Source organism: Piscinibacter gummiphilus, from assembly GCF_032681285.1.
Lineage (GTDB): Bacteria > Pseudomonadota > Gammaproteobacteria > Burkholderiales > Burkholderiaceae_C > Rhizobacter > Rhizobacter gummiphilus_A.
Genome location: NZ_CP136336.1, coordinates 2,758,447 through 2,771,238 on the forward strand (window position 1 = coordinate 2,758,447; position 12,792 = coordinate 2,771,238).

A 12,792-nucleotide genomic window follows, 5' to 3' on the forward strand; every position below is an offset into this window, starting at 1 on the left:
GACGAGGCTCCTTCATGTTTGAACGAATCATTCGCTTTGCCATCGAGCACCGATGGTTGGTCATGCTCGCCGTGCTAGGAATGGCGGCACTCGGTGTCTTCAGCTATCAGAAGCTGCCGATCGACGCCGTGCCCGACATCACCAACGTGCAGGTGCAGATCAACACCGGCGCACCGGGCTACTCGCCGCTCGAGACCGAGCAGCGCGTCACGTTCCCGATCGAGACCGTGATGGCCGGCCTGCCGGGCCTGCAGCAGACCCGTTCGCTGTCGCGCTACGGCCTGTCGCAGGTGACGGTGATCTTCAAGGACGGCACCGACATCTACTTCGCACGCCAACTGGTCAACGAACGCATCCAGACGGCACGTGACCAGCTGCCGCAAGGCGTGACACCGGCGATCGGCCCGATCTCCACCGGCCTCGGCGAGATCTACCAGTGGACAGTCGAAGCCCAGGACGGCGCCAAGAAGCCGGACGGCAACCCCTACACGCCGACCGACCTGCGCGAGATCCAGGACTGGATCATCAAGCCGCAGCTGCGCACCGTCCCGGGCGTGACCGAGATCAACTCCATCGGCGGGTTCGCCAAGGAGTACCACGTCGCGCCAGACCCGACCAAGCTCTCGTCGTACGGGCTGACACTCGCGGACCTGGTCAACGCACTCGACCGGAACAACACCAACGTCGGTGCCGGCTACATCGAGCGCAAAGGCGAGCAGTACCTCATTCGCGCGCCCGGCCAGGTTCGTTCGGTCGACGACATCCGCAACGTCATCCTGCGCAACGACGCCGGCGTGCCGGTGCGCATCCGCGATGTCTCCACGGTCGAAATCGGCAAGGAACTGCGCACGGGTGCGGCGACCGACAACGGCCGAGAGGTGGTGCTCGGCACCGTCTTCATGCTGATTGGCGAGAACAGCCGCACCGTCTCCGAAGCAGTGGACAAGCGGATGGTCGAGATCAACAAGAACCTGCCCGCAGGCATTCACGCTGTGACGGTCTACAACCGCACCGTCCTGGTCGACAAGGCCATCAACACCGTCAAGAAGAACCTCCTCGAGGGTGCGGTACTCGTCATCGCGATCCTGTTCCTTTTCCTCGGCAACATCCGGGCGGCCATCTTGACGGCGATGGTGATCCCGCTGTCCATGCTCTTTACCTTCACGGGCATGGTGAACCAGAAGGTCAGCGCCAACCTGATGAGCCTGGGGGCACTCGACTTCGGGATCATCATCGACGGCGCGGTCGTGATCGTCGAAAACTGCGTGCGGCGCCTGGCGCATGCGCAGGCGCACCACGGGCGACCGCTGACGCGATCCGAACGATTCCACGAGGTGTTCCTCGCGTCGCAGGAAGCACGCCGGCCGCTGATCTTCGGGCAGCTGATCATCATGATCGTCTACCTGCCGATCTTTGCGCTGGCGGGCGTCGAGGCGAAGATGTTCCACCCGATGGCGTTCACGGTCGTGATCGCGCTGATCGGCGCCATGATCCTCTCGGTGACCTTCGTGCCGGCGGCGGTCGCGCTCTTCATCGGCGACAAGGTGGCCGAAAAAGAGAACCGTTTGATGGGCTGGGCAAAGCGTGCCTACGAGCCGCTTCTGGACCGCGTGATGCAGGCCAAGCCACTGGTGCTGACGGTTGCCGCCATCACCGTCGTGCTCTCCGGCCTGCTCGCCACCCGCCTGGGCAGCGAGTTCGTGCCGAGCCTGAACGAAGGTGACTTCGCGGTCCAGGCCTTGCGCATCCCGGGCACCAGCCTGTCGCAGTCGGTCGCGATGCAGCAGCAGCTCGAGAGCACGCTCAAGGCCAAGTTCCCCGAGATCGAGCGGGTCTTCGCCCGCACGGGCACGGCCGAGATTGCGGCGGACCCAATGCCGCCCAACATCTCGGACAGCTACGTGATGCTCAAGCCTGCGAAAGACTGGCCGGAGCCGCGCAAGACCCGCGAGGAACTCGTGGCAGCCGTCAAGGCGGAGGTGGCCAAGCTGCCGGGCCAGAACTACGAGTTCTCCCAGCCGATCCAGCTGCGCTTCAACGAGCTGATCTCGGGCGTGCGAGCCGACGTGGCCGTCAAGGTGTTTGGCGACGACATGGACGTGCTCAACGACACGGCCACCCGCATCGCCGGGGTGCTGCAGGGCATCTCCGGTGCCGCGGAGGTCAACGTCGAGCAGACCACCGGCCTGCCGATGCTCACGGTGCAGATCGACCGCGAGAAGACCGCGCGCTACGGCCTCAACGTCCAGGATGTGCAGGACACGCTCGGTACCGCGATCGGCGGCCGCGAAGCCGGCACGCTGTTCGAAGGTGATCGCCGCTTCGACATCCTCGTTCGCCTGCCGGAGCACCTGCGCTCGGATCAGGAGGCGATCCGTCGCCTGCCCATCGCCTTGCCCAAGGGCGCGGACAACGCACAGCGCTTCATTCCCTTGAGCGAAGTCGCGACGCTGTCGCTGGCACCCGGGCCGAACCAGGTCAGCCGAGAGGATGGCAAGCGCCGCATCGTGGTCAGCTCGAATGTGCGTGACCGCGACATCGGCAGCTTCGTGGCTGAGGCCGAGCAGGCCATCCAGCAACAGGTCAAGCTGCCAAGCGGCTACTGGATGACCTGGGGCGGCCAGTTCGAGAACCTGCAGTCGGCCACCAACCGCCTCAAGGTCGTCGTGCCGGTGTCGTTGCTGCTGGTTTTCACGCTGCTCTTCGCCATGTTCGGCAACATCAAGGACGGCCTGCTGGTCTTCACCGGCATTCCGTTCGCATTGACCGGCGGGATCATCGCGCTGTGGTTGCGCGACATCCCGCTGTCGATCTCGGCGGCGGTGGGTTTCATCGCACTGTCCGGCGTGGCGGTGCTGAACGGCCTGGTGATGCTGTCCTTCATCCGCAACCTGCGCGAAGGTGGCCAGCCGTTGGATGCGGCCATCCATGAAGGGGCGCTGACCCGGCTGCGCCCGGTGCTCATGACCGCGCTCGTGGCCTCGCTCGGCTTCGTGCCGATGGCGCTGGCCACCGGCACCGGCGCCGAGGTGCAGCGCCCATTGGCCACCGTGGTGATCGGCGGGATCCTGTCCTCGACCGCGTTGACGCTGCTGGTGCTGCCCGTTCTGTACCGGATCGCCCACCGGCGCGACGACGAAGAGGATGAGGTGGCGGAGCGCCCACCTGCAGCGGCGGCGGACATGCCCGCATGACAGCCAATGGCGTGACCTCACCGGTCACGCCAGGAGCACACCATGGGATCGAACCATCAACACACATCGTCCGCCCCGAACAACGAGAAAGCCTTGTGGCTGGCCTTCGGCCTGACGTTTGGCTTCCTCGTCGCCGAGGTCGTCGCCGGCGTCCTCACCCGAAGCTTGGCGTTGATCTCGGATGCTGCGCACATGTTCACGGATGCTGCAGCGCTGGCGATTGCGCTGGCCGCGATCCGGGTGGCCAGGCGACCGGCTGATCTCAAGCGCAGCTTCGGCTATCACCGCTTCGAAATCCTGGCGGCGGCCTTCAACGCACTGCTGCTGTTCGGCGTAGCGATCTACATCCTCGTCGAAGCCTGGCAGCGCTTCAAGCAACCGGCCGCGGTCGAGTCGACCGGCATGCTAGTGGTCGCGACGCTCGGCATGGTGGTCAACCTGATCAGCATGCGGCTGCTGGCAGGCGGCAAGGACGCGAGCCTGAACATCAAGGGCGCCTACCTCGAGGTCTGGAGCGACCTGCTGGGCTCGATCGGCGTTATCGTGGCGGCCGTGGTCATCCGCTACACAGGTTGGTCCTGGGTCGACAGTCTCGTGGCCGTGGCCATCGGGTTGTGGGTGCTGCCGCGGACCTGGGTGCTGCTCAAGGAAAGCCTGAACATCCTGCTGGAAGGTGTCCCTGAGGGCATCGATGCGCAGGCGGTGTCGCAAGCGATCCAGGGCGTGCCGGGGGTAACCGGGATCCACGACCTTCATATCTGGGCTCTGACCAGCGGCAAGACCAGCTTGAGCGCACACGTCGTGCACGAGACGGCGTTTGCACCCGGGGAGCTGATCGCGATCCTGCGCGCGCTGCTGCACGACCGCTACTCGATCGAGCACGTGACCTTGCAGTGCGAAACCACGCCCTGTGCGGACGCACTCGACAACTCCCACTGGACAGAACCTCGCACCGCCTTGGCGGCGCGCGCAGAAGCGGTGAATGCAGCGACTGTCAGCCCTTCAGCACCTCGCCCGTGATCGCGGGCATTTCTCTCAACCAACGATTTTCAACCCACGAAAGGCAACTCATGAACTTCCGTCTCATCTCCATGCTCGCTGTCTCCCTCGCCGTCGGCAGCACCCCCGCACTCGCCGCCGATGACCACAAGGGCCACGACCACGGCGGCAAGGCCGGCGGTCATGCCCACGAAGCCAAGCCGGTGCACGGCGGCGTGGTCAGCGTCGTGAAAGACGTCAATTACGAGCTGGTCGCCAAGGCTGACACCTTGACCCTCTACGTCAGCGACCACGGCAAGCCTGTGGATCTCAAGGGCGCAAGCGCCAAGCTCACGCTGTTGTCGTCAACCGGCAAGGCCGATGTGACGCTTGCCCCCGCCGGCGACCGCCTGGAAGCCAAGGGCAGCTTCAAGGTTGGCGCAGGCACCAAGGTGGCCGGCCAGGTCACCTTGGCTGGCGGTGCCGTCACGAGCGTTCGCTTCACGCTGAAGTGACCCGAATGTGTGTGGCTTCGCCGGAATGCCAACGACATGAGTCCCGCAGAGGAGACTGCGCACGCCTATTTCTGGGTGTCGGGCATCGTCGGGCTGGTCGTGGCTGTTGTGCTTGCCGTGGTGCTGGCGGTTCGCGACCGCAGGCGTCGAGCCGCCCGTCGGGAAGCGCGCCGCGCAAGTCGCCGGCGCAAATGAGCGAGACCCACTTCCGATGAGGGTCCTGCTGGTGGAAGACGAGGCCAAGCTCGCCGCCTACCTCCACAAGGGGTTGAGTGAGGAAGGCTTCGTCGTCGACGTCGTGCACAACGGCATCGACGGCCTGCACCTCGCGACGGAGTGCGACTACGACGTCCTGTTGCTGGATCGCATGCTGCCCGGCCTCGATGGCCTATCGCTGCTGGCGGCTCTGCGCAAAGTCAAGACGACGCCGGTGATGATGCTCAGCGCTCGCCAGCACACCGACGACCGTGTCGAAGGCCTGCGTGCTGGCGCCGATGACTACCTCGTCAAACCCTTCGCGTTTTCCGAGCTGGTGGCCCGCTTGCATGCGCTTCTCAGGCGAGCTCGCCCGGCGCAGGCCCCTGGCGTCGAAACCCTGCTGCGCCTCGCCGACCTGGAGCTCGACCTGCTCAAGCGGCGAGCGGTGCGTGCCGGTCAGCGCCTCGACCTGACGGCCAAGGAACTGCAGCTGCTGGAGCTGCTGTTGCGTCGCCAGGGTGAAGTGCTGTCGCGCACCGAGATCGCCGAGCGCGTGTGGGACATGAACTTCGACAGCGGCACCAACGTGATCGATGTCGCCGTGAGGCGCTTGCGCCACAAGCTGGACGCGCCGTTTGAACGACCGATGTTGCATACCGTGCGTGGCTTCGGCTATGTGTTGGAGGATCGGGGGTGAACTCCGTGGCGCCCGGGTCGCTCACCCGGCGGCTGTCGGTCGGGCTCGCGCTGCTCAGCCTGACCGTCCTGGCGATGGTCTGTTCCGCCGCGTTCGGGTGGGCCTACCTGGGCCTGAGCGAACAGCAGGTCGAGCGCCTGGACCGTACGCGGGTTCAGCTCGAGCACCTGTTCAAGGAAGCCCGCGAAACCGGGGATGAACGCCTTTTGACCCACAAGCTCGGGGACGTGCTGGTCGGGCAGACCTTGCTGTCGGTCGAGATCCTCAGAAACGATGGCAGCTTGTTTTTCCGGTGGTCGGGAAACAGTCCGGGAGAGGCGCAGCGGTTGCTCCGCTTGGCGTTGCCAGCGCCGGACGCGAGTGGCAGTCTGTGGCAGACCCGCCTCGCGTTGGACGTGAGCGCGGATGCCGCCACGCTCAGCCTGTTGGCGGCGTCTCTGTCCGCTGCGGCGGCAGTGGGTGCGCTACTCATCGCCGCAGGCGGCTCGGTACTCGTTCGGCGAGGGCTGCAGCCTGTGAGGCGTCTGGTCGTCCAGACCCGTGCGCTGTCGGCGGAAACGCGGGACCGCCGGTTGGACGGCTCAGCACAGCCCGATGAGCTGGCGCCCTTGGTGCTGCAGTTCAACCAGTTGCTGGGGCGTTTGCAAAGCGCCTTCGACCGGCTGGAGGCCTTCAACGCCGATGTCGCACACGAGCTGGCCACGCCACTCTCTACCCTGATCGGCAGCACCGAGATCGCGCTGCGGCGCGATCGATCGAACGAGGAGTTGCGGGTGGTGCTCGAATGCAACCTAGAAGAGTTGCAGCGGCTTGCCCGGATCGTGCAAGACATGCTCTTCCTGGCGCATGCCGACCATGGCACCCAGGCACGCCGCCAGCCCGTCGCGAGCTTGGCGCAGTTGCTTTGGCGCGTGGCGTCCTTCCACGAGGCGGCGCTGGCGGAGCACTCGCTGATGGTCCAGGTGCAAGGCGATGCCGCGGCGGACATCGACAGCTCGCTGATCGAGCGCGCTGCCTCGAACCTCCTGTCCAACGCCGCGCGGTACGCGCGTCGGGGCTCCATCGTGCAACTGGTCGTGAGAACCGACCGGGAGGAGGTTCAGCTGCAGGTCGAGAACGAAGGCGAAACCATCGCGGCAGACCGGGTCGGCCGCGTCTTCGACCGCTTCTACCGAGCGGAAACCTCTCGCAAGAACGCAGACCGACACCACGGCCTGGGCCTGTCGATCGTCGCTGCCATTGCACAGATGCACGGCGGGAGCCCGTTTGCCCACTCCTCGCAGGGCCGCACCACGGTCGGTTTCACCCTGCGGCGAACGGCTTCATCCGAGGCCGTTTCCGCCCCGTTGCCCACCGAGCCATCCGAATCTCACAAGACCAAGGAGGTCACCCCATGAGCAATCCGCAGCGACTGAACCTGGAGCTTTCCATCGTGCTGCCGTCCGTGGCAGACGAGCGAGATGGCTGCGTGCAGCGACTGACCAAGGCCTTGGAAGAGCAACCCGGTGTCGACAAAGCGCACATCAAGACCGACGGAGATCACCCGCAGCTGTGCATCCACTTTGATCCCGATCAGGTGCCGCTGCGCAAAGTACGTGAACTTGCATTCGCCACCGGCGCCCAGCTGACCGAGCGCTACGGCCACCTGGTGGCCAGGCAAGAACCAACACACGCCCGCGCGGCTCGGCGGCTGACAGAGCAGTTGCGTGCCATCCCTGGGGTACTGGAGGCCGACGCCTCGGCATCGGGGGTTGCGCGGATCGAGTACGACCGGCAGGTCTTGCCGGACAACCAGTTGCTCGGCCGGTTGAAGGCGCTCGACCTGCGTGTGGACGATGCCACCAAACCGGCAAGTCCCGCCACCGACGCGACGGCTCATCAACACGCTGATGAGGCAGGCGCCGAAGCGCACAAACACGAGCACGAGCACAACCACGGTCAAGGCCACACCAGTAAGCAGGGTCACCAGGACCATGATCACAGCCATGGCGGCATCTTCGGCGCCAACTCGGAACTCATCTTTTCGCTGCTGTCTGGCGGCTTCTTGTTGGTGGGGTGGTTGCTCTGGCGAGCCCAGGTGATCTCCAACCCGGTCGCACTGGGGTTCTTCTTTGCCGCCTACATCTTTGGCGGGTACTACACCTTTCGCGAAGCGGTCGAAAACCTCCGCGCCCGCCGGTTTGAGATCGACACGCTCATGCTGGTGGCAGCCTTCGGCGCTGCCTGTCTCGGTGAGTGGGAGGAAGGCGCCTTGCTGCTGTTCCTGTTCAGCCTCGGCCACTCGCTGGAGCGCTACGCGATGGGCCGCGCCAAGCGCGCCATCGAAGCGCTGGCGAAACTCGCTCCCGAACGTGCGCTTGTGCGCCGCGACGGCCAGGTGGTAGAGGTCGACGTCGGCGCCCTGAACCTGGGTGACGTGGTGCTGGTGAAGCCGAACGAGCGACTGCCAGCCGACGGCATCGTCGTCCTCGGCACCAGCAGCGTCAACCAGGCACCCGTGACTGGCGAAAGCGTGCCGGTGGACAAGCAGCCGGTGTCCGATCCTCAGGCTGCATTGGCGTCGTTCGACCGTCTGCCGCCCGAGCACCGGGTCTTCGCGGGCACGATCAACGGCTCCGGCGCCCTGGAGATGATGGTCGCCAAACGCGCCAGCGAGTCGACGATGGCGCGCGTGGTGCGGCTGGTGACGGAGGCACAAGCGCAGCGCTCACCGACTCAGAACTTCACCGACAAGTTCGAGAAGATCTTCGTTCCGTCGATCCTCATCCTGGTCGCGCTGTTGATGGGCGCTGGCCTGGTGATCGACGAGCCCTTCAGCGCCACGTTCTACCGGGCGATGGCGGTTCTGGTGGCTGCGAGCCCCTGTGCGCTCGCGATCTCCGTGCCGAGCGCGGTTCTGAGCGGCGTTGCACGGGCGGCGCGCAGCGGCGTCTTGGTCAAGGGCGGCGCACCGCTGGAAAACCTCGGCACGCTGACCGCCATCGCTTTCGACAAGACCGGAACGCTCACCGAAGGCAAGCCGCGCCTGACCGACGTGGTCCCAGCCAGGGGAGCGAGCGAGGCAGAGCTGCTGTCTGTGGCACTGGCGGTTGAGCACCACAGCGACCATCCGCTGGCCACAGCGATCGTGGCGGGTGCACGCGTCAAGCTCGGCGGGAATCACCCTGCGCTGGAGGTGAGCGACGTGCAGAGCGTGACTGGGCGCGGCGTCCAGGCCAAGCTCGGCAACGACGCCGTCCACATCGGCAAAGCCGTGCTATTCAAGGAGATTCCAGGGACACAGCTCCCGCCCGAGGTGGTGGTCGAAAACGATCGCCTGGTCTCCCAGGGTCGAACGACCATGCTCGTGCGCCACGGTTACCGCTACCTGGGAATCCTAGGCGTGATAGACACGCCGCGGCCGTCCGCGCCGGCAGTCATGCAGTCGTTGAAGGCGCTCGGGATCGAGCGACTGATCATGATCTCCGGGGACAACCAGCGCGTGGCCGATGCGGTGGCGCAGTCGGTCGGGCTCACCGAGGCCCAAGGGGACTTGATGCCCGATGACAAGGTGGAGGCGATCAAGAAGTTGCGCGGCGACACGGGCAAAGTGGCCATGGTCGGAGACGGTGTCAATGACGCACCGGCGATGGCGAACGCGACGGTCGGCATCGCCATGGGTGCTGCAGGCTCCGACGTGGCCCTGGAGACCGCCGACGTCGCGCTGATGGCCGACGACTTGGCGCAACTTCCGCTTGCGGTGGGGCTGTCACGTGCCACCAGCCGCGTGATCAAGCAGAACCTGTGGGTGAGCCTCGGAGTGGTCGCGATGCTGATTCCCGCCACCATCCTCGGCCTCAACATCGGTGTCGCGGTGCTCTTCCACGAGGGGTCCACGCTGCTCGTGGTCATCAATGCGCTGCGACTGCTGGCCTTCAAGCAGCGAGGGGTCGAGCCGACGACGACCGCGTAGATGACGCAAGTGTCATCTGCCCGTTCCCGTGTGGTCAGCGCTTGATTTCTACATTTCCTTTTGCGTGATCAACGTGGGCTTGATGAGCGAGCCCCGCACTCAAAGGAACACCATGAACCCCTCTCGCGTTTTTCGCATCGCCGCACTGACCATCGCCACTGCCGTTCCGCTGCACGCGATGGCGACCGGCAAGGATGTCTTCCGCAACGGCGAGTCGATATTTGGTCAACCGGCAGCTGCCGGTGCCACGTCATCGCTGGTCGTCGACGTCGCCACGACCAAACATGTGACGGTGCCGTATGGTGAGACCGTCACCTTCCAGGCGCCCAACGGCAAGCAGTTCGCCTGGACCTTCAATGGTTTGGATCGCAAGGCCGTGCCGGTGGCGAAGATCGCGCCGGCTGACTTCCCGGCGACTCAAGGCCAGGTCTACGTGCAACAGAACCCGCTGACCCGCAACTGAGCGGACAGCCGCTCAAGCCTCAACGCAAACCCGAGTCTCGGGTGGCTCTTGCCGCGGCGATGAGGCGAGCGAGATCGTCCGGGATGGGCATCGGCTTGAACGGGCTGACGTTCGCGCCACCGGTGTTGCCCACCGGGATCCAACACCCCGTTTTGGTGGCAGCACCGACGATTCGCATCACCTGTCCACAAACCTCCTTGACACGGCGGTGGCGTACTGCCCACACCAGCATGTGAAGGTGCGCTCTGACGTGCTCCACGGTCGAGGCCTGCCCCAACACATGCGCACGCTCCAGACGGCGAAACGACTCCTCCGGCCGGCCTGCAGCGTCAGCCGCCTCGGCCGCTTGCAGTTCCTGGGTGACAGAAGGACGAATGCGTTCGGAAAAGCCCATTGAAGGTCTCCTGAGTAGATGCTGTCCAGGGATTGGAAACTCTATAGCCCATGTAGAGTCAACAGCACCGCAATACCCCGTGGGAGCCATCATGAAGATCGGAGAACTGGCCGACGCGACGGGAACACCCGTCGTCACCGTGCGCTTCTACGAGCAGCAGGGGCTGTTGCCGATTCCGGCACGCACCAGCAGCAACTACCGGATCTACGGAGGCGAGCATGTGGATCGGCTGGCCTTCATTCGCCATTGCCGAACCTTGGACATGACGCTCGAAGAGATTCGCCTGCTGCTTGAGTTCAAGGACGCCCCCCAGGCGGACTGTGGGGCGGTCAACGCGCTGCTGGATGCACACATCGACCATGTGGCCGAACGGATCGCGGAACTCAAGAGCCTGGAGAAGCAGTTGAAGGCGTTGCGCTCCCAATGCGAAGACATCCAGGCGGGCAAGGATTGCGGCATCTTGTCCACACTGGTGGTGTCGGCCAGGACGCCAGCGGCGAAGCGCGTGCACGAGCATGTGCACGGTGCTCACCCGAAGACGCCTCGCGCGGCCAAGTGATCACACCCGGCCTTCGCCGCTTCAGTGGTGCTTGCGCTTCTATCAGTTTGTCTGGGTGAGCCATCGTCACATCACGCCGGGTGAGATGACACCTTTGTCATCTGAACGTTCGGCCCTCGACAGGGGCGGATTTCTAGACTTCTTCTCAATGCCTCAGTAGTTGGCATCTCCGCGCGAACAGCAGTTGCGCGGACATCTTGAGAAGGAGATCTGTCATGCGTTCGACCTCAACCCTCATCGCCGCCCTCGTGCTCGGCGCAGCGTCATTGCCTGCATCGGCGAATGACGTCTTCCGAAACGGCCAGTCCTTCTGGGGCCAGCCGGCGGATCAAAGCACAAGCGCGAGCGCGCGTGCGGTTGACCTCGGAACGGCACGCCACGTCAGGGTGGCCTATGGCGAAACGATCAAGTTTCGTAGCGAAGGCAAGGAGTTCTCCTGGACCTTCAACGGCCTGGATCGACGGGCGGTCGACCTCGCCCGATTCGCACCGGCTGGCTTCAGCAGCCAGCCTTTGATGGTGCACGTGGCGCAAAACCCGCTCAATCGCCGCTGACGCCAGCACGGCGTGTCGTCGCCGGGCGGTGGGATCGCCTGGTTTTCAACAGAGGTGCGGCCAGTCTCGCGACCGGCCGCTTGTCCTTTCGCCAATCGAGGCGATCAAAAATTGTGGCGAACGCCCAAGGCGAGCGAGCTGTAGTCGGCGACGTAGCCGGTGGCGGCCTCGGCGTTGATCTTGGTGAAGTACGTGTAGACCTTGGTGCGCTTGCTTAGGTTGTAGTTGTAGCCCACGGTGAACTGCTGGGCATCGCTGTCGGCAATGCCGTCGCGTTTGCCAGCCAAGCCGGCATTGGCGTGGAACTCAGAAGCGCCCAGTGTGTACATCCCGGCCAGGCGGAAAATGTTGGCCTTGCCACCCGTTGCGTAGATGTCCTTGAAGCCGGTGCGCTGGTAGTAGCCACCGAGCGTGAAGGCGCCAATCGTGTACTGGCCACGCACCGCGACTTGCTTGTCTTCGCCGTCTTTGGTGAAACCCAGGCCAAGCGCGAGGTCGCCGACGTTGTAGTTGGCGGCGAGTTCGAAGCCATTGCTGTTCCGGTCGGAAGCCGGAGCTACGCCGGTTTCGCGCAGGCCGTACTGGAGCTCCACGGTGGCGCCAGCCAGCGACGGAGTTTTGTACGCGATCTTGTTCTTCGTATACCAACTCTGGAAGCCAAGGTTGTACAGAGCATCAGACGAAGAGCCGGTGTCGTGGTTGTGATAGCTGACGTAGTCGGCCGTTGCAAAGTAGGCGGTGCTGATCATGCGGCCCAGGCGCAGGTCACCGTAGTTGCTCGACAGCCCAACCCAGCTGTCGCCAGACCAAAAGTCACCGGCGGCTGTGCCGGTGTCAGGGCGAAAGCGGTGCTCGATCAGGAAATTGGCCTTCAGGCCGCCCCCGAGGTCTTCTGAGCCCTTGAACCCCAAACGAGAAGCGTTGTCGTTGACCACGGTGCGACTGTTTCCAGCGACCTTTTCGCGCTCAACGGTCTCGTTGAGACGACCATAGATGGTGACGTTGCTTTGTGCGAGCGTTGAACCCGCTGCAAGGGTTGAAAGAGCGGCGATGAATAGAGAGCGCTTCATGTGAGCATCCTTGTTGAGTGGTTGAAATTGTGGCCACCACAGGTGCCACCTGTGGTGGCCCGACGGCTGAGTCTGACGTTGCTATCAGTTGCACGTACCCGGCCGACTGAACTGCGCATCAGACCCAGCAGCACTTAACCCGGCCAGCGCACACGCTTCGGGAAGGTCTCTGCTGAGCGGCGCTGAGCGGGTGTAGCTCTTCTGTAGCGGCGGCAATT

11 protein-coding genes are annotated in these 12,792 nt (G+C 64.5%); 9 read left to right on the top strand and 2 right to left on the bottom strand.

What is annotated here, in order from left to right:
• The first annotated feature begins 14 nt into the window (after positions 1 to 14).
• The 7 genes from RXV79_RS12955 (at position 15) to RXV79_RS12985 (ending at position 9,997) form a co-directional block, all read left to right on the top strand.
• A complete protein-coding gene (locus RXV79_RS12955) occupies positions 15 to 3,194 on the top strand; it encodes a CusA/CzcA family heavy metal efflux RND transporter (RefSeq protein WP_316703875.1) in 3,180 nt (1,059 codons plus the stop codon).
• A 42-nt stretch (positions 3,195 to 3,236) separates the two neighbouring features.
• A complete protein-coding gene (locus RXV79_RS12960) occupies positions 3,237 to 4,214 on the top strand; it encodes a cation diffusion facilitator family transporter (protein ID WP_316703879.1) in 978 nt (325 codons plus the stop codon).
• A gap of 50 nt (positions 4,215 to 4,264) precedes the next feature.
• Positions 4,265 to 4,687, top strand: a complete 423-nt coding sequence (locus RXV79_RS12965; RefSeq protein ID WP_316703882.1) for a hypothetical protein — start codon at positions 4,265 to 4,267, stop codon at positions 4,685 to 4,687.
• Positions 4,688 to 4,898: 211 nt separating this feature from the next.
• On the top strand, positions 4,899 to 5,582 hold the full coding sequence (locus RXV79_RS12970) for a heavy metal response regulator transcription factor (protein ID WP_316703884.1): 684 nt from the start codon (positions 4,899 to 4,901) through the stop codon (positions 5,580 to 5,582).
• On the top strand, positions 5,579 to 6,979 hold the full coding sequence (locus RXV79_RS12975) for a heavy metal sensor histidine kinase (protein WP_316703886.1): 1,401 nt from the start codon (positions 5,579 to 5,581) through the stop codon (positions 6,977 to 6,979). The genes RXV79_RS12970 and RXV79_RS12975 overlap by 4 nt, the downstream gene beginning before the upstream one ends.
• Positions 6,976 to 9,534, top strand: a complete 2,559-nt coding sequence (locus tag RXV79_RS12980) for a heavy metal translocating P-type ATPase (protein WP_316703889.1) — start codon at positions 6,976 to 6,978, stop codon at positions 9,532 to 9,534. Before RXV79_RS12975 ends, RXV79_RS12980 begins: the two co-directional genes overlap by 4 nt.
• Before the next feature lie 82 nt (positions 9,535 to 9,616).
• Positions 9,617 to 9,997 (top strand): CzcE family metal-binding protein, encoded by a 381-nt coding sequence (locus RXV79_RS12985; protein ID WP_316703891.1) that lies wholly within the window; start codon positions 9,617 to 9,619, stop codon positions 9,995 to 9,997.
• A 19-nt stretch (positions 9,998 to 10,016) separates the two neighbouring features.
• Here the strand turns inward: RXV79_RS12985 and RXV79_RS12990 are convergent, their stop codons facing one another.
• On the bottom strand, positions 10,017 to 10,391 hold the full coding sequence (locus RXV79_RS12990; protein ID WP_316703893.1) for a DUF3703 domain-containing protein: 375 nt from the start codon (positions 10,389 to 10,391) through the stop codon (positions 10,017 to 10,019).
• A gap of 91 nt (positions 10,392 to 10,482) precedes the next feature.
• Between RXV79_RS12990 and cadR the strand changes: the two genes are divergently transcribed.
• Complete coding sequence (gene cadR / locus RXV79_RS12995) at positions 10,483 to 10,950, top strand: Cd(II)/Pb(II)-responsive transcriptional regulator (protein ID WP_316703896.1); 468 nt, start codon at positions 10,483 to 10,485, stop codon at positions 10,948 to 10,950.
• A 215-nt stretch (positions 10,951 to 11,165) separates the two neighbouring features.
• Entirely contained in the window at positions 11,166 to 11,504 is a 339-nt protein-coding gene (locus RXV79_RS13000; RefSeq protein ID WP_316703898.1) for a CzcE family metal-binding protein, read from the top strand.
• 104 nt (positions 11,505 to 11,608) lie between these two features.
• Here the strand turns inward: RXV79_RS13000 and RXV79_RS13005 are convergent, their stop codons facing one another.
• Positions 11,609 to 12,574 carry a porin gene (locus RXV79_RS13005; RefSeq protein ID WP_316703901.1) on the bottom strand — a complete coding sequence of 322 codons (966 nt, stop codon included), beginning with the start codon at positions 12,572 to 12,574 and terminating at the stop codon, positions 11,609 to 11,611.
• Positions 12,575 to 12,792 lie beyond the last annotated feature (218 nt).